Genomic DNA, 17,687 nt, shown 5'->3' on the forward strand with positions numbered 1-17,687 from the left:
GCCACGGCGGCGCTCAAGCCGGCTAGTCCCACCTCCCGGGCCGCCGCCAAGCGGGCGCAGACGCAGACCCGGCTGTGTGGACTGCGGGGAACCGGCCGCCGCAGGCTGGCGTCGTTCGTCGCTAAGACGATCCACGGATGTGCCGACTTAACCCTCCGTAGGAGAATAGTTTTCTAGCCCTCCCCAACCTAACGGTCAGCGTCGATCAGGACAGGAGGAAAAGAGATGAAGTATTGGAACGCGTCAGACATCGCCGGCGGCGGGCGGGTCCCGTGCAAGATCGCACGGATCCAGGACGCGGTTGTCGACGTGCTGGACGAAAACGGCTGGCCGGGAGCGGAAATCGTCCGGATCGGTCGTTCCGACGTCGACAACGGCTTCAACCGCTTCGTGGTGAACATCGAACTCGCGCCCGGTGTCACCCTGCCGACATATCGCGGTTCGCACGAATCCGTGCTGGAGGGCTGGGAGCACAAGTTGGAAGACGTCGACGTCATCGCCACGGATGTGGCCGAAGGACTGGACGCCTGCCGCGACCCCCTGTCCGCGCTTGGCGAAGTCCCGCACGACCTGCGCCTGCGCGCGCGCAAAGTCATTGCGGGTTGGCAGCGCGACGGCATCCAGGCCGAGTTCGTCGAGGTCCGGCTCGCCCAAAGAACTCGCGCCGGAACCGCCCGACCGTCTCCACGACCAGCATCTCCCTAACCGCCCCGCGCAAAGCGCAAGGCGTGAACCGCACCGGTTCAGTGGATCAAAGTTAAACGCCGATCAGCCCCGAACGGGGTCAACATTGCAGGCCGATTCACACGCCGCGGGGTGGATGTGAACGAACGACCGATTTCGGGCAGCGACGAACTTGTGTTGAACGTCGCCATCTGGGTCTGCATGAGCATGCGGCGCTGACTGCCGTCATCAGCCGGTTCGGCGCGTGCGGTGCGGTGCGAGAGGTTGGAAAGGTGCTGGACTTGCCCGAGGACACTACCGTGGCGCTCGCCAGGCAGGTGTGGGGCTGGCCGACCGAGATCGTCGTTGCCGCGATCGCAGTTGCGGCGTCACGCCGCGCCCGGCCGGAAGTCTAGCTCGGTCATCACGACGGACACCCGGACAATGAAGTAGGCACCGTCCCGCGAAGTCTGGACGGCATCGAGCGCGAGGACCTCGCGGACGATCCGGGCCAACCTGCCCAGATAGCGCGCCTCCATCTCCTCCCGGCCGCCGAGCCGCCAGATGAAGGAGCTGTGACGGAAGAGGTTGAGCAGGTTCTCGATCTCGCCGGCGATCTCGAACTCGTTCCACAGCGCCTCGTGGCAGCGGTCGAACAGCTTATCGAGGCGCTCGTTGTAGAGAAAGTGGTAGGCGTCGATGAGGCGGGCGCGATCCGCGTCGGCGAGCCGCGAGCCGGCCGGTTTGCGCGCGGCGAGATCCAGGATGGCCCGCACCCCGTTGTAGAAGTCGCGCTTCGCAAGGGGCGCGGACATCACCTCCTTCAACATGGTCGCGGCGGCGTGCTGGTCCCGCTCTAGGGCGGCTAGCGTAAGCAGGATATTGTTAGCGATGGTGGTCGAGTCGGCCTTCCTTGCCGCCGTTAGCAGCCTGCGCAGCTCCGCCGCACGCCGGATCGGGTCCTCAATCTCGGACGCGATGATTGTCTTCGCCTGTAGTGCGAGGTTGGACCTCCTGTCGATCGCGATAGCGCGGTTGGCGGCGGCGACCGCGTCGGCGCCCTCGCCCTGGCGCCGCAGAAGAAGCGCGAGGCCCAGTTCAGCGCTCTGCCGCTGCTCCTTCGAGAGCCTGGCGAGATCCAGCTGCTCGAACGCGGACCTCGCATCGTCAAGGCGCTCCGCCATCCGGAGGCTGCGGGCGGACTCGTAGCGCAAGACGTTGATCTCGCCAGCGTGCCGCCCCGTTTCCTCGAGGAGGCGGATCATGTCGTTGCAGAGAGCGGCGGCGCTGCGGAAGTGGTCGCCCGTGATGAGAGTCTCGACGAAGGAGGAGGCGAGCCGGACGTGGGCGCCGAGTTCGACGCCCGCGTCGTCAATCAGCGCCCGCCGCGTTCCGCGGAGGATCAGCGCGGCCGCGTTCTGTAATTCGTAGCCGTCGCATAGCGCGTTGCTCGCGCGGCGGCCGGTCGGCGACCTCGCGATGTCGCCGGATGCCCAGTCGTCGCCGAAATAGAGGTCCAGCGCCTTCCGGTCGAGCGATCGCGCCGTCTGCTCGTCCATGATGCTTCGCACGTATTCGCGGACCGGCCGGGGGACGACGAGCGCTTTCTGCGTGACGTCGCCCGGCATGCCCTCGAGGGTCGTGATCGTCACCGTGTCGATGAGCGTACGGTCGAGCAGGGCGCGCGCGTGGGCCGGGTAGAAGGGGTGGGGTCCGAGGAAGCGCGTTATGCGCGACAGCTGCTCGCCCTTAGGCAGCGCGGAGAGCGCGAGGAGGAGGTTGTAGGCGCGCTCCTCTGCTCTGTCCTCGGACCGCGCGAGTTCGCCGACCGTGGCGACGAGCGCGGGCGGCGCGGAGGTTACGGCGGCGGCGGCGTCGTCACCGTAGTCCGGGTTTGCCGCCAGCAGGTCACCGATCGAGACGATCTCGAGGTCTCTCAGCGCCTCGTCAAGGCGCGAGGGCACGCCGTCCGTGTGCCGGTACAGGCTGGAGACGATGTCTGGCTTGGCGTAGTGCTCGCCGCCGGCCTCGCTGTCGCGCGCGTAGGTGGCCAGGTCCGCCTCGTCGAGAGCCTTCAATTCGACGACCTTCAGCGTCGCCGCTCTCGGCCGCCGGCGCGATCTGATCAGGATGAGCGCATCCGCCGCGAAGTCGCGCACGGGCTTTACGAGGGCCTCGACCGCCGCCTCGTCCGCAGGTTCGACGTCGATGTCGTCAAGCACGAGGACGCAGGGGCCGGCCTCGGCGATCGCCTCGCACACCTCTTGAAACGTCGCGCCGAGCCTCGTCCTCAGCTCGTCGAAGAAGTCTTCGGTCCCGGCGTAGCCCTCGAAGTCGACGCCAAACACCTTTTCCCTCGGGATGCCCATGAGGCCGCAGACAGTCGCAACGAACCCCGCCTCGCCCATCCCCCAGTCTGCCGCGAGCCAAGCCGCGCGCGCGTCCTTCAGCGCGGCCGCGCACGCCTCCTGCTCGACGCGGCGGACCTTTGCGTGCGCCTTCGCGTCGCCAAGGGGGAGCCGGATCGCGGCCAGGTCAAAGCTGCTGGAGGCGAGGCGGGGGGGCGGCGTCGGCGCAGCGCCCGCGGGGCGTTCGGCGCCGGCGACGATCGCGTGCCGCTCCACCCGGTAGGGCGGCATGGTGAGGGCTCCGGTGTCCTCGTCGATGTCCTGCCCGGTGTCAGGCGCCAGCTTCTGGCGCCCGTCGGTGACCTCGACCAGCCGCCTCGGCCACGTCGTCAGGACGCGGTCGGCCCCCGTCGCCACGATACGGTTCGCCGAGTACCCTTGAATGCGCTTGTGCCCCTCGCCGTAGGTCTCAAGGCCGAAGAGCGATGCCGCCTGGAGGTTGCGGCGGGCCGGCCCGCCGCCCCGCGAGGTGCTCGTCACCTCGGGCTCGTGCATGTGTCCGAAGAGGTGGGCGTCGAAGCGGCCGGCGGGGTTTAGGTCGTTGTCCCAACTCTCCGGGCTCGTGGCGTGGAGCCACGTCGCGGGCTGGTGCGTGACGATAAGGTTGACCGCGTTGTCCCTGACCCACCGGTCCGCGTCGCCGCCCGTCACGGCCAGTAGCTGGCGGGCGTCGACGTGCAGGCCCTTGTCGTAGTCCCCCGCGCCGAGCTGCAGCCAGGTCGAGTTCAGCGCGACGATGCCGGTGCGCGCGTTGGCACCCTCCAGGATGTAGGACGCGTCGCCAGGCAGCAGCCCCTCCATCGCGGGAACGAGATGGATTCCGCGCGCCACCGCCGTGTCGCGCCACGCCGAATAGTTCTCGAAGACACCCGACAGGAACTCGAGGTAGGGCTGGCTGGCGTCCCACATGCGTTCCCGCACAGTCGGCAGGTTCCAGAACTGCGACAGCGCCACCGGGGTGGGCAGTGCACCGTCGGGTCGGACGAGGTCGTGGTTGCCGGGCACGGTGACGACGGGGGGACGCGGTCCGAGATCGCCGAGGCGGCCGAGGATGCGCTCGAGGATCTGGTCGAACCTGTCGAATTCGTCGGCCGATCCCTTGAACGCGAGGTCGCCGGAGAACACGAGGAGGTCGAAGCCGTCCGTCTTCCGGTGCGCGGTTTCGAGGTCGTCGAGGAGGACGGTGCTCGAGCGCGGCCAGAGGCGCACCTGCTCCCCCATGCCGACGTGGATGTCGCTGAAGTGCAGCCAGCGTAGCGTCTTAGCCTCGTCCATCGCCGTTCGCACTTCCCTCGGGCCTTATCAAAGCAGGCCGGTGGGTCCCGCCGGCAAGCGTCTGCCGGAGTACCCCCTCGAGCCCCCGTACGGCAAGCTGCGAGACCATCGGGATTGCACCATCGCTCATGGCCATCGCACCCTCCCGACGATCGTCCGGCAGGCGGCGGAGCCCCCGGTTCGGACGACCCCTTCTTCCAGGCACGTCGTGACGCAGACGATTGGTTCGGAAACCAAAATAATTTCGCGCCCGCCTTGCCGCCGTAATTGGCGTGGAGGATCGACATGGGAGGGGGGCGGGTGGGTCCTGTCAGACCAACGCGGCACGGTAGGGTCGGCGGGCTGTCGGTGCTCGTGAACCGGTCCGGGTGATTTCTGGACGCACTCGCGCTCGGCCGCCAAATGGGAGGCCCGGCGAGGCGAAGCTGGTAAGAAACTGGTCCTGCCGCGTTGCTCTGACAACACCGGGTAAAATCGTTGGCTCTGGCATAAAAACGGTAAGTGCAAACTCCCGGCCCAAGAGCAAATGCTCCAACCTCCCGTGCCTCCATCATTATGAACGAGCGGCAGCTTGTGGGTGAGCAAGCTTTGGCTCGGAACGTCCGGATGTGGGTCGATGCTACCATCATCGCGCAATCGAGCCGTGAAGCGGGTGGAGCATCACCTCGTCGCGTCGAGAATGACGGCGACTGTCTCCTCCGGCGTGTCCCACATAGGAAAGTGGCCGCTGCCATCAAACCAGTGGAGCTCGGCGCCGGGAAAGGCTGCCTGCGCGCGCGCAGCCTGTCTGGGGAGGCAGAGCCGGTCGTGCCTGCCCCACCCGATGACGACCCGGCCGGTGCCGGCAGCGGCGGGACCGGACTGCTCAGGTCCCGTGGCAAGGCTCCGGACCAGCGCATCGAACGTCGGCGTTGTACTGAGACCTTCCAGCTCGGTCGCGACGGTCTCCCCGTCAAGCGCCCAAGGACGCGCGGAGAGCTGCGCGAGCAGCGCCGTGCGCGACGCTGCATTCCGGCTCAACGCCGGCAGGCCTGGCCGGATGGCCCGCAGTAAGCGACCGGAGGCGCCGATGGTGGTTTTGAAGAAGGTGCGCTCCCAGCCCCGCCAGAAGCCGCCCGGATCGAGCGCGACGACGTTCCCGACGAGTCCGCGCCGTGCGAGCTCAAGCACGATCCGCGCACCCATGGAACTGCCGACGACATCGACGCCGGACAAGCCAGCCTCCGCGATGTAACGCTCGACGCTGCCGACCAGACCATCGAACGTCCCGCTGTCGGATTCGGCAAGGGTAGCCCCATGGCCGGGAAGGTCGACCGCGATGACCTTTCGCGAGGCGCTGAGTGGGTCCAAGACGGTACTCCACGATTGCCAACTCCCGCCCAGGCCGTGGATCAAAAGCAGCGTGCGGCCAGTGCCGCGCTCAATCGTGTTCATGCCGTCTCCGCCTCGTCGTTGTGAGAAGCTCAACGAGCCCGGTCGCTTCGCGGGCCCGGCTTTTATCGGCCGACGGGCGCTGGAGATCGGCCCATAGGCCCGCGCCGGCAGGCGGTGGGGCCGGGAAAGTCTGCCTGTTCAGAAAAGGGTCATTGAACATGAACGAGCGACCGCTTGCGAGTAAGCGCTACGACTGCACTGAATGGCCGATTTTGGGTCATCATCGTCGTAAGAGCGCTCTTTAATCAACCGCCTCGCAATTCACGTGTGAACGATTGTGCATCCTTGCCAAGCAGGCTCAGCGCGCTGCCGAGCAGGTGGCTGTTCTCTCGAAAGCGATGGACCGATGCGACATTTTCCTCCGCGGCGGACGAAATCTGCTTGCTCGCCTCTGCCAGCCGGCGGCTGCGCTCGCGCACGCTTTCCAATAGTGCGTCCAGGTGGCGAACCGAGGAGGTTTGACCGCGCGTCATCCCGACGACGTTCTGCGCGACCGTATCTAGGTCGGCGATCAGGTTGTTAAGACTGTCTGTGCCATCAACGACCGCCTCGATCTGCTCCTGAACCGCGTCGATCTTCGCGCGTGCGTCGTTGGTCGAAATGCTCGTGCGACTGGAAAGCGACTTGATCTCGGTCGCGACCACCGCGAAGCCCGCGCCGGTCGGCCCCGCGCGTGCCGCCTCGATCGTGGCGTTGAGCGCGAGCAGGTTCGTCTGCTGCGCGATCGCCTCGATCACGTCGACGATCTGCTCGATCGATTCCGCCTGTGCCTGGGTCCGCGCGACCGCGCTCCGCGCGTTGACCGCATGTTCATTGATGGAGCGCGCCGCCCGACTGGTTCCCGCCACTTCCGTATCGATGCTGGTGAACGCGCATGCCATCCGCTGCGTCGCTTCGTTCGCCTCCCGCATCTCATTGGTCAGCTGGTGCGCGATGACGTCGAGGTCCTGCGCGAGCCTTTGTTCCGCACCGGCAGACGACAACAGGCCCTCGGCATGATGATCGAGATGCACCATCGCGCGCTGCGCCTCGCGGATCGCGCCTGCCACCCGGTCCTCGAAGGAACTGGCGAGCTGCGCCATGATCTCGCGGCGTTGCCGCTCCGCCTGTTCCTCGGTGTGCCGGATCGCCGCCGCGTTGCGCTGCTCGCGCTCCCGCGCCTCGTCGCGCAACACCGCCGCCTCACGCTCGAGCTGCCGCGCCGTGTCTCGCTGCATCTGGAAGGTCTGCAATGCGGTGACCATCAGGCCGAACTCGTCCCGTCGCTGGTAGGAGGACAGGTCCAGACGGTCCTCCCCATTCATCAACGCGCGCGTCGCGCCGGCGATGTCGGTGATCGACCTCACCGTCGACCGGCTGATAACATAGGCGAAGCTCAACCCGGATAAGATCGCTACGGCCGACAGGAGTAGGATAAGCAGGATCGTGATCCGCGTGGTGAACACCGCATCGGCGGCGCTGGTATCGGCATGTGCGACCCCCGCCTCGGACACCTGCCTGATACGTTGCTCCACCATTGCAGCATGGGCGCGAAACGGTGCGATCATTGCCGCGCTGCTCCCGAAATCGAGTTCGAGCATCGACGTTATGACCCCGACGGTTTCGCGATAGCGATCCAGCACAGTAACGGCGCGCGCGATCGTGTCCCGATCGGTCGGGTGCCCGGCGCGATAGCTAAGCAGATCGGCGCGGACCTGCGCCAAGCCGTCTTGGATCGCCGCGGCATCGCGGGAGACGTTGAAGGTAGGGTTCGCGGCCTTCGCCACGAGCAGACGATAGACGCGCGAGTCGTTCGCGCCGAAGCGGCGTTCGATCGCGTTCAATCGCCCGACGTCGTGCATGTCGCCGCGGACGATCCCGCTGACGTTGCGATCAGCGACCAGCAATGCGGCGGCACTGAGCGCCGCTACCGCAACGAACAGCCCCAGCATCAGCAGCGGCGTTGCCGCCACCTTGGTGGCTAGCGAGCGATCCGCAAGCCGAGTGCGGCGTTCGATCCAGTCTGCCATCGTTGTGATCATGTCAGATGCTCAGCCGCAGGCCGGCGCGGATGCGGCGTTACGCCGGGATCGGCAAGCCAGCAACCCCGCCTGCAAGCGTGAGGTTGTCGGCCGCGACATAGGCGGCGATGTGCTGAGAGAGCGGTAGCCCAGCCGCGCATCGATCCCCAGTGCATCGCTCACCGAGAATTGCGCGAGCTGCTGCGCGGCGCTCTGGATCGATCCCGATGGCGGCAGTTGGAGGAAGGAGATGACCCGCGCCGCAACGGGTACGTTGAGCTCTGCCGCCGTCGGGGCGGATAGGCTGACAATCACGATGCTGGCAGTCGCGATGAAAGAGGCGCGCACCTGTAAATTCCCGTCGTTGCGCTCACGGCGTACGGGGGGGGCCTCACCATTTGGTTAACAGGGAAGTATGTTGACCCGCGGCTCTCGCACGCTTGGGAGGTGCAAACCAACCGGTCGTCAGGTCAGCGCTCGATATGGTCGACCCGCCTTCAGTAACCGAAGACGCCACTGTAAGCGCCTGCACCGGTCAAGCTGCCGCACCGCGCTACGAAAGGTCAGCGATCACAGGGTTTTGTTTATGAGTGTCGATTAATCGGTTTTGAAGACGAGCACGGTGCCACGGGCTTGGAACTGATGGGAACGTCCGTGAAGCAACGGTTACTGATCACCGCCTTTTGCGTTTTATCACTGTTCGCGCCGGCCGCTTCGGCGACGCTCAACGTGCCGGTCGCGGCGCGCGTCATGTCGTTCGTACAGCCAGCTCCCTCGGGAATCATCCCGGTTGCCATCGTCTATCAAGTCGGAAATGCCGGTTCAGAGTTCGAAGCTTCTGAGATGGAGCACGCACTGGCGCGCAGTTCGGTCAGCGGTCAAGCGTCGATCCGCACGCGGCGTGTGCCGGTGTCGAACCTGTCGCAACTGTCGGGATCTCGCGCCGCCTTCGTCACCTCCGGATTGCGCAATTATCAAAGCGAACTTGCCGAGACCGCCAGCGCTCAGGCGATCCTGACGATAACGTCGGACACTGGCTGCGTCGTGGCGGGCCGATGCGTCGTGGGCATTTCCGAAGGTGCTAAGACGCAGATCGTCGTGAGTAGGGAGGCCGCGCGGCGAAGCAGGATCCGCTTTGGCTCGGCGTTCCTCATGCTCGTGAAGGAAATCTGATCCGTGCGCTCGTTCCGAATCCTGCTAGCCTCCACGCTGGCCGTCGTCGCGCCCGCCGTCGGGGTCGATGCGCAGATTGTAGACTATGCTGCCTTAAATGAAGCATTCGGCGAGCCCATCACCACCAGCGTAACAGGTAAGCCACAGCGCGCTACAGAAGCGCCTGCCTCGGTCACAATCATCACCAGTGAAGAGATCGCCCGCTCGCCCGCAAGAAACGTCCCCGATCTGTTGAAGGCGCAGGTGGGCGTCGACGTGAACCGCTGGACAGCCGGTCAAAGTGACGTGGCGATCCGCGGTGGTGTGCAAACCTATAATGCGCGCCTGCTGGTGCTCGTTGATGGCAGGCAGGTGTACCTTGACCATTACGGCATGACGAACTGGAATCTTCTGGGTGTCCAGCTCGATGAGATTCAGCAGATCGAGCTCGTGCGCGGGCCGGCAAGCGCCTTATTCGGGTTCAACGCAGCGAGCGGCGTCGTCAATATCGTCACGAAGCGTTCGGGCACCGACACGCGCTTCGCTGCGCGCGCTGAGGGCGGAACGCACGGCTATGCGCGGCTGAGCGCAACGGCCGCGCTGCCGCTGACTCCCGATATCGGTTTACGCTTGTCGGCCGGGCATCAGGAGGAAGACGAACGCCGCATCCCGTCGCGCCTCTACCAGCCGCCCTTTACGCGCGGCGTCGGAGCCGACCAACTCAGCGGGACGTTGTTCGTTCAAGCCGGGGCCCGGACGTCCATAGAGCTGAATGGCGGACTTAGCGGTAACCGCCAGCTCGAGTTCCTTCCCAGTCAGATTCTCACCGAACAGCGGTTTCGCAACCAGACGTTGGGCGTGCTGGTCAATCACGACACGTCTTGGGGCAGCCTAAGCGCGCGCAGCTACACGAACTGGCTGCAGGCCGATTATGGCGTCACCACTCCGGTCACCGATCCGTATAGCGCCGTCGCGGACCTGCGCGCGCGCAACCGTATATCGGTCAGCGCGGGCTCCGCTCTGGTACGACTGGGCGCAATCGGCAGCGCCCGCGTCGGCGTAGAATATCGCGACAGTCAGCTGTCATCCGAGCGGCTGTACTCGATGCGGATTGGCTACAAGGTCGCAGCGCTCAGCGGAATGCTCGATTTGCATCCGACTGATCGGGTGGCGCTGACCGGCGCGGCACGGGTCGACAGCCTGTGGCTGAAGCAGGGCGGGGCAATCCTTGCGCCGCAGATCGACCCGACCGCGGCCTATGACCGTACCATCACGCCGGTCAGCTTCAACGTCGCAGGTTCGGTGCAGATCGGTGAGACCGGTCGCTTGCGCGTCAATGGCGGGCGCGGGTTGCAGCTCCCGTCGCTGATCGACCTTGGCCTTCACGTCGCTATTCCGGCGCCTGACGTCCCGGTACCGGTCTACCTCGTCGGCGATCCTCGCTTGTTGCCCGTGCAGGTGGACAGCCTGGAAGCAGGCTATTCGCAGGGCTTCGGCTCAGGGCTGCGCATGGACGTGACCTTGTTCTACACCCGGGTTGACCGGTTGATCGCCTCGCCCGGGGGCGCGGTCGACGTGACGCTGGCGTTTACGCCCGAGCCAGTGGCTGTCGCCCGCTTCGCCAATGTCGGTGCCTATACCAGCCAGGGTATCGAGCTGGCGGCAAGCGGGCGCGTCCAGTCCAAAATCGGCTGGTCGGCCAATTACAGTCTTACCCGGGTTGACGAGAACATCCCCGCAAACCGTGATGCTGCTTATTACGCGCTGTTCCCCAAGGCGGCGACGCCGCGCCACCGCGCTAACGTAACCGCGGATTACGCGAATGACACATGGTCCGCCGCTGTAATGACACATCTGGCGACGTCCAGCCGCCAGAGTAGCTTCCTGCCGGATACAAACCTCATTTCAGTCGAGATTCCAGCGTCGATCAGCGTCGACGCCAAGCTGACACGTGCGATGGGAACACGGGCCGAAATCTATGTGGCCGGTGAGAACCTGAGCGCGGCACGAGGTGTTTATGCCTCGCCCATCCCAGCTGATCGTCGCATACGCGTGGGCGTTAGTGCCCGGCTCTAAAAATCGCCGGGCGGTGCCAGACCGTCCTCCGGCGTGACGATCATGTCAGATACGCCTCAGCTGCCTCCTGGGTGAGGAAGGCATCCCAGTAGGCCGATCGCGCGAGCTTCTCCTCTGGTTCTTGCGGACGGGGTCCCGCATCACGACCGCAAGAATTTAGGCGAACGTCGGCACACCATGTGCCCGGGCTGTTCAGGATCGAAAACGCGCCGGCAGATAGCCGTCGTGATATTGATGAACAAACGTCGGATGTCAGGAAGCGCTGCGAATCTATTGAGCGTCCGCTTGTGGGTCGTTCTTCCACAGCCTACCAAGTTGTGGGGACAGATTGGTTCAGCTCTTGCGACGGGCCGGGTCGTGAGCCTGTGCATCCGCGACGATGCCAACGTTCGCGCCGTGCGCAATTGCCAGCTCCTTGCCGCGTGGGACCAGCACCAGGGTCAACCGGTCCTCGCTGGGCGGCTTCACGACGCCGTTTGGCTGGCGGAAAGCGTCCACCGCCAGGCGCGCCACCACGACTGCCCCACCATCCGGAAGCGGCATCACGCTCTCTGTTTCGACCAACCGTTGCTTCACGCCGCGGAACATGATGTCGAAGAACGCCCGGTGCGCTCGCGCCACCTCGTCGCGGCCGCGCCAGTGCATGCCGACGATGTTGATCCAATGCGCGTCTGGCGTAAACGCGGCGAACATCGCGTCCAAGTCCTCACGGTTCCAAGCGTCGACATGCAGGCGGAGCAGTGCGTCGACTTTCGCCTCCAAAGTCGACGCGGCGTTCACCTTAACTGCCCCCACCATCGCCACCGCTCCCATTGCTAGCCCGCCGAAATCGCGTCGTGTCATCATGGACCTCCGTTGTCCGGCAGTTTTCTATCTCGGAGGTGTCGGGCCATTATTGAAGGTTTGCGACATGAAGCGCCTCGGAGGCGTACCGGCCAGCGCAGTGCATTCGCGTACAAGGTGCGCCTGATCTGAATAGCCGGTGGCAAGCGCGACCTCCGCCCAGCCTAGTTCCGGCCGACGCTCCTTGAAGGCGAGCGCTCGGGCAAGCCGGGCGGTGCGCCCATAGAGCTTGGGCGAGAGACCGACCGCGGCGGTGAAACGACGCTCGAACTGGCGTACGCTCAATTCAGCGCGCGCGGCGAGGTCGGCGATGGGGATGCCCCCCGAGCGTAGCAGCAGCCGGGCGGCGTGATCCATCGTGGACCCCGGCGCCGCGGCTTCGCTAGCCTTCATCAGCCACCACTCCGCGGCGACCACTCGCTCCGCAAAGCTGTTGCCCGCGGCAATTGCATCGCGGAGGGAGCGTGCGCTCGGCTGCAGGTCGGCTAGCTCAACACCTTCATTGACAAGGGAGGGTATCGGCCAGCCGAACAGCCGGTAGAGACCAGTCGGCTGGAAGTGAATCGTAAATACGTCCACCACGCCGGACAGGTGGATACTTAGCCCGGGTCGGCTTTGAGGTCCGACGACGGCAGTCTCGGGCGAAAGCCCCACAGGGTCGTTGAGCCAGCCGATCCCGTAGCGCTCCGCCAGATAGAATTCCATCATCTGGCTGGGTCGCGCAGGGGGCGTGACGATCCGCACTGTGCTGCGCAGGTTCGCACGGCGTTGGCCAAAGCCTACTACTAGCGAGCGCAACCGTCGGCAGGCGATCTGACGTGTTAGCTCCATGGCGGACCTCGGGTGGCGTCCCCCCCTTGCTATCCTAACTGAGCGCTTTTCCCGAGTCCTCTTCAGCGGTGCTACCGAGATGAACGAGCGTCCAAAGTTCGGAGGCAACTAACGGATCGCAAGCGACCGGTTGTGGGTCCTAACGGCTTTAAGCCACGGGCCTCGTTCGGCGATGTCCAACCCATAAGGCATGCTGACAAGTAGTTTTTTGCGGACCATTAGTTCCTTTCCGATCGACCCGCTGACAGCCATCCTTGCTGATAAAAGAAGCTGATCGTTCAGGAGAAGAGCCGGATCGAACGAGGGATGCCGTTGGATCCAGGCCGTCGCAAGTGGATTGCTCGGATCGGTGCTCCCCGAACGACAGCGGTTCCGTTAGTCCTCCACAATCATAATCAGCGATCCCTGCGCCAACCGCCATGGACGAGGTTTCCATATCCCCCTGCGATAGTAGAGATTCCTTGTGGCAGGATCGCCTTGACGGCATCATCAGCCCCACCAGGCAACAGGGATCGTGCCTGCAAACGGGGATAGGGAAGATGATGAAGTCACCATTGCGCCTGCGAGCGCGCTTGCTCGCGACTTCGCTGCTGATCGCAACCACGGCTCCGCTTACCGCCGCCGCGCAAGACGTGCGGCAGGCTAGCGGAGACGAAGCAGCGGGAGACGGGGAAGTGGTGGTCACTGGTTCGCGGATCGCGCGACCGGACCTGAGCGCCAGCACGCCGGTGCAGGTCATCTCGACCGAAGCGATCCAGCGCACTGGCGCCGCCAACATCCAGGACGTGCTGGCCGAGCTACCCGCGGTAGGACAGAACATCAGCCGCACCAGCACCAACTTCTCCACCACTGGGAACGGTGTGGCGAGCGTCAACCTGCGCAATCTCGGCTCGTCGCGCACCCTGGTTCTCGTAAACGGTCGTCGCTTCGTTGCCGGGATACCCGGCACCTCGGTCGTCGACCTGAATACCATTCCGACGGATCTCATCCGCCAGGTCGAGGTCGTGACCGGCGGCGCGTCTGCCGTGTATGGCTCGGAGGCCATCGCCGGCGTGGTAAACTTCATCCTGGACGATACGTTTGAAGGGCTGCGACTGCACGGCCAGAACACGGTTTCCGATAAGGGCGACACGCCGCGCTACCTGCTGTCGGGCGTTGCAGGCACATCGTTTGCCGGCGGCCGCGGCCACTTGGTGGTCAGCGGAAGCTTCGACGACGATCGCGGACTGCGCTCCCGCAATCGTTCGTTCTCGGCCACGGACATTCCCAACCGCAGCTCTTACGGAGCGCAAGGCCTCTTCAGCGTCGACGGGCGCTTCGCACCCGGCGCCAACAGCTTCACTTTCGATCCCGCCAATCAGCTCAAGAACTATCAGAGCGCAAACGTAGACGGCTATAACCGGAACGCGGATCGCTACCTCAGCGTGCCCGTACGGCGATATCTTGGATCGGCGATGGCGCACTTCGAGGTGTCGCAGGCTTTTGTGCCGTACGTGGAGGGTCAGTATGCCCGCACCAAGTCGAGCAACGGGCTCGAGGCGCAGGCGGTTGCAGATCCCGATCTCGCCTTTCTCGACGGCTCGCCGTTCGGCGGGATCCCGATCACCAACCCGTTTATCCCCCAGGCCATTCGCGACCGGATGATCGCAACGGGAGCTACCGCGCTCGCCTTCCGCCGCCGCTCGAACGACATCTTCAATCGAAGCAACCGGAACGAGCGCGAGACCTGGCGGGTCGTCGCCGGCGCGCGCGGCGAGCTTGGTGGGGGAGTGCGCTACGACGCCTACTATACGCACGGAGAAACCTCCGACCGCACCGCCTCCGGCACGGTCTTTGGACCCAACTATGCGAACGCGCTCAACGCCGTAGCCGGACCAAATGGGCCAGTCTGCGCGATCAACGCCGACGCGATCGGAAGCAACGACGATCCGAGCTGCGCCCCGATCAACATATTCGGCTTTAACACCGTGTCGGCGGCAGCTGCGGCCTACGTCACTCGCAACGGCCAGCTGTCGACATACCAAGCGCGGGTAAAGCAGGACGTCGCCGCGGCGACGCTTTCCGGTGACCTCTTCCGGCTGCCCGGCGGACCGCTTGGGGTCGCCATTGGTGGTGAGTATCGGCGCGAGAGCAGCAACGAGGATTTTGACGAGGCGACTAATCTCGGCCAGACGCTAGGTAACCAGCTGAGCGACACCCGGGGCAAGTTCGACGTTGGAGAGGTTTACGCCGAGGTCGTCGCACCGATCCTGGCGGATCGACCGTTCTTCCATGCGCTCACCTTTGAGGGGGCCGTTCGCTACGCGAACTACTCGACCGTTGGCAGCGTCTGGAGCTGGAAGGCGGGTGGCGACTGGGCACCGATCCGAGACCTGCGCTTCCGCGGCGTCTACTCCGAAGCGACGCGCGCACCCAACATCGGCGAGCTCTTCTCTGCGCAGAGCCAGACTTTCCCCTCGGTAATCGATCCTTGCGATCAGCGGCAGGGAGAGGGTGACGGCGCCCCTCTGAGCCTCGGCACGTTGTCTGCCGCTTGTGCCGCTATCCCCGCGGTCGCACGCGCCGCAGCATCCGGCGGCTTCGCTTACTCGACGGCGCAGCTCCAGAACATCGATGGCTTTCTGGGCGGTAATCCCGCTTTGCGCGAGGAGGTGGCAAAGACCCTTACCTTGGGCGCGGTTGCCTCGCCGCGCTTCTTGCCCGGCTTCAGTCTCACGGTGGATTATTACCGCATCCGCGTGGAAAATGCGATCGGGATCATCGGGCAACAGACCTCGCTGGACGAATGCTTCACCGGCTCCGGGGACGCGATCTTCTGCGGCAACGTAACCCGTGACGCCAACGGTTTCGTCACCAGCGTCGACGCGCTCAACCTGAACACCGGTTCCTTCCTCGTTTCCGGCATCGACACCGCACTCCGCTACGGTCGCGACCTGCTCGGTGGGCGGGTCGACGTCGATGCCCGCTGGACGCATCTGCTCGACCAGGAGCAGACATCGTTCCCCGGCGGCCCAACGCAGAAGGAAGTTGGCCAGCTCGATTGCTACAGCTGCGGTCGCCTTGGCACAGGCTTCCGCGATAAGGTCAATGCCTCGGTCACGGCGGCGAGAGATCGCATCTCGCTGAACTGGCGCGTCACCTATCTCTCCCCGGTAGTCGACGACCTGACAAAGGATGTGCCGATCCGCACCAAGGCCTTCTGGTACCATGACGCGCAGCTGCGCTTCGGACTGGACGATCAGCAGCGCTCCGCCTTCTATCTCGGTGTCGACAATGTCTTCGATAAAAAGCCGCCGGTGTTCGGCGACACGAACCTCGTGACCTTCCCGGGCACGCAGACCTCGGCGAACACCTATGACCTCTACGGCCGGCTGCTCTACGCCGGTTTTGACGTGCGTTTCTAAAACTGAGGCGGGGTCGCGACCGGCGGCCCCGCCATGCTTCAACCGAGCACGTCAGTCAGCACCCGGCGCCAATTTCCGCCCATGATGCGCTCAATCTCGCCGCTACGAAAGCCGGACCGCTCGAGCGTGGCCGCAATGCGTTCCATACGGTGAATGTTGTTGAACTCCGGTATGACCACATGCTGAGGTGTCCAGGCAAAGCCGGGTACGCCGCGGCGGTCCATCGCCCTCCACCAGTCCAGGTAATTCTTCACGCCCGCCGCATTGTCGTTGCCGAGCTTCACGAGCTTGGCTTCGCCGTCCATCGGGAAGTCGTTGGCGATCCCCACCGCATCAATCCCGCCTACGTTGATGACGTGGCGCAGTTGCGCCACGTAATGCTGTGGCGTGGGAACAGGGTCGCGCGTGAGCCAGAAGCTCATCATGAAGACGCCCATCATTCCACCCCTGTTGGCGATGGCGCGGATCACCTCGTCGGGCGCAGCTCGCGGGTGATCGACAAGCGCGCGCGCTGCGCCGTGCGACAGAACGATGGGCGTGCGGCTGAGCCGGGCCGCGTCGAGCATCGTGGCGACAGAGCCGTGCGATACATCAGGCAGGAGCTTGAGGCGGTTCATCTCGCCCAAACCTTCGATGCCAAGCCGGCTAAGGCCACGCTGAGTCGGTTCAATGGCGCCGCCCGCAAACGGCGTGTTGTTATGGTGAGTGAATTGGATCACCCGCAGGCCCTTGGCATGAAAGCGTGCCAGCCTGGTCAAATCGTCACCGACCATCTCGGTGGATTGAAACTGTAGGAAGGTTGCGCAGCCTGGCCGTCGCCCGATGTCGCTTCCACGTAGCGCCAAATAGGCGACCTTGCTTGAGGCCAGTCGCGCGACAGCGGCGTCGATCGCGGGATCATTCGCCTCGAAACCGCGAAGGTAGGTAGGCTCACCTGAAGGACCCGCGACGGTCTGGATCTTCGAGATATCCACGATCATCGCGTCCAGCCCGGCAGCGGGAATTCGCGCCATGTCGTCAGGCAGAAAGCTCAAACCGTCGATCCACGGGACGCTACGCTGCCTTGCTGGCGCAACGCTCAGCGGCACCGCAAGTGCGCCTGCCAGGAACGAACGGCGATCGGTATGCAAAGCTACTTCTCCCATGCCAGATGCACGTCGAAACAAAAATGTGGCAGCTTTTGGTCGAACTATCAGCCCTTCCTTGCATGCAGAGTTTTCGATTTGGCAAGAGCGGAGGGGCAGGCGGATCATTCACCAGGACCAGCTTACAATCAGGCACGTGGTTGCCGCGAACGTCGCGGCCGTCGTGATCCAGCCGAGTATGTTGATGATCATGCCGTTGCGCCGCTCGCCCATCATCTGGCGGTCGTTGGTCATGAGCATCATCATGAGGAGGAGAGGCGGCACGGAGAAGCCTTGGAAGAGCCCCGAAACGATCAGCGCACGCATGGGGTTGAACCCCAGGAAGTTCGCGCCGGCGGCAACGATGGTGACGATCAGGCTGACGCCGTAGAATAGCTTCGCCTCGCTGACCCTGTGGTGCAGGCTTCCCTTCTTCCCCAAGCCCTGCACCAGCGCCTGCCAGCGGCTCCAGTGCCT

General features: G+C 64.7%; 12 protein-coding genes. 4 read left to right on the plus strand and 8 right to left on the minus strand.

The annotated features are described in order from the left end of the window. Nucleotides 1-225 precede the first annotated feature (225 nt). Nucleotides 226-705, plus strand: a complete 480-nt coding sequence (locus ASE95_RS15350; protein ID WP_056638191.1) for a hypothetical protein — start codon at nucleotides 226-228, stop codon at nucleotides 703-705. Nucleotides 706-1,052: 347 nt separating this feature from the next. Here the strand turns inward: ASE95_RS15350 and ASE95_RS15355 are convergent, their stop codons facing one another. The 4 genes from ASE95_RS15355 to ASE95_RS17785 all read right to left on the minus strand — a co-directional run bounded on the left by ASE95_RS15355 (nucleotide 1,053) and on the right by ASE95_RS17785 (nucleotide 8,128). Further along, a complete protein-coding gene (locus ASE95_RS15355; RefSeq protein ID WP_056638194.1) occupies nucleotides 1,053-4,346 on the minus strand; it encodes a metallophosphoesterase family protein in 3,294 nt (1,097 codons plus the stop codon). A gap of 660 nt (nucleotides 4,347-5,006) precedes the next feature. After that, nucleotides 5,007-5,780, minus strand: coding sequence for an alpha/beta fold hydrolase (locus ASE95_RS15360; protein ID WP_056638197.1), 774 nt, complete (start codon nucleotides 5,778-5,780; stop codon nucleotides 5,007-5,009). A gap of 245 nt (nucleotides 5,781-6,025) precedes the next feature. Next, on the minus strand, nucleotides 6,026-7,789 hold the full coding sequence (locus ASE95_RS15365; RefSeq protein WP_162234702.1) for a methyl-accepting chemotaxis protein: 1,764 nt from the start codon (nucleotides 7,787-7,789) through the stop codon (nucleotides 6,026-6,028). Between the two features lie 21 nt (nucleotides 7,790-7,810). Continuing rightward, nucleotides 7,811-8,128, minus strand: a complete 318-nt coding sequence (locus tag ASE95_RS17785; RefSeq protein WP_156348079.1) for a hypothetical protein — start codon at nucleotides 8,126-8,128, stop codon at nucleotides 7,811-7,813. Between the two features lie 306 nt (nucleotides 8,129-8,434). Here ASE95_RS17785 and ASE95_RS15370 point away from each other — a divergent pair, with 306 nt between their 5' ends. Together ASE95_RS15370 and ASE95_RS15375 are read left to right on the plus strand one after the other, a co-directional pair. Then, entirely contained in the window at nucleotides 8,435-8,953 is a 519-nt protein-coding gene (locus tag ASE95_RS15370; protein ID WP_162234703.1) for a YfiR family protein, read from the plus strand. A 3-nt stretch (nucleotides 8,954-8,956) separates the two neighbouring features. Beyond that, complete coding sequence (locus ASE95_RS15375) at nucleotides 8,957-11,008, plus strand: TonB-dependent receptor plug domain-containing protein (protein ID WP_082450186.1); 2,052 nt, start codon at nucleotides 8,957-8,959, stop codon at nucleotides 11,006-11,008. A 333-nt stretch (nucleotides 11,009-11,341) separates the two neighbouring features. Here ASE95_RS15375 and ASE95_RS15380 read toward each other — a convergent pair whose 3' ends face one another. Next, nucleotides 11,342-11,851: an SgcJ/EcaC family oxidoreductase gene (locus ASE95_RS15380; RefSeq protein WP_162234704.1), complete on the minus strand. Its 510-nt coding sequence runs from the start codon at nucleotides 11,849-11,851 to the stop codon at nucleotides 11,342-11,344. A gap of 27 nt (nucleotides 11,852-11,878) precedes the next feature. Continuing rightward, on the minus strand, nucleotides 11,879-12,556 hold the full coding sequence (locus ASE95_RS15385; protein WP_162234705.1) for a helix-turn-helix domain-containing protein: 678 nt from the start codon (nucleotides 12,554-12,556) through the stop codon (nucleotides 11,879-11,881). Between the two features lie 668 nt (nucleotides 12,557-13,224). Here ASE95_RS15385 and ASE95_RS15390 point away from each other — a divergent pair. After that, on the plus strand, nucleotides 13,225-16,086 hold the full coding sequence (locus ASE95_RS15390) for a TonB-dependent receptor domain-containing protein (RefSeq protein ID WP_082450221.1): 2,862 nt from the start codon (nucleotides 13,225-13,227) through the stop codon (nucleotides 16,084-16,086). 38 nt (nucleotides 16,087-16,124) lie between these two features. Here ASE95_RS15390 and ASE95_RS15395 read toward each other — a convergent pair whose 3' ends face one another. Continuing rightward, nucleotides 16,125-17,339, minus strand: a complete 1,215-nt coding sequence (locus ASE95_RS15395; RefSeq protein ID WP_082450189.1) for a membrane dipeptidase — start codon at nucleotides 17,337-17,339, stop codon at nucleotides 16,125-16,127. After that, the gene (locus tag ASE95_RS18075) at nucleotides 17,340-17,660 is read right to left on the minus strand and encodes a divalent metal cation transporter (RefSeq protein ID WP_056638216.1); all 321 of its coding nucleotides are present in this window, start codon (nucleotides 17,658-17,660) and stop codon (nucleotides 17,340-17,342) included. It lies immediately after the preceding gene. Between the last annotated feature and the right edge of the window lie 27 nt (nucleotides 17,661-17,687).

Source organism: Sphingomonas sp. Leaf231 (assembly GCF_001421995.1).
Taxonomy (GTDB): Bacteria; Pseudomonadota; Alphaproteobacteria; order Sphingomonadales; family Sphingomonadaceae; genus Sphingomonas.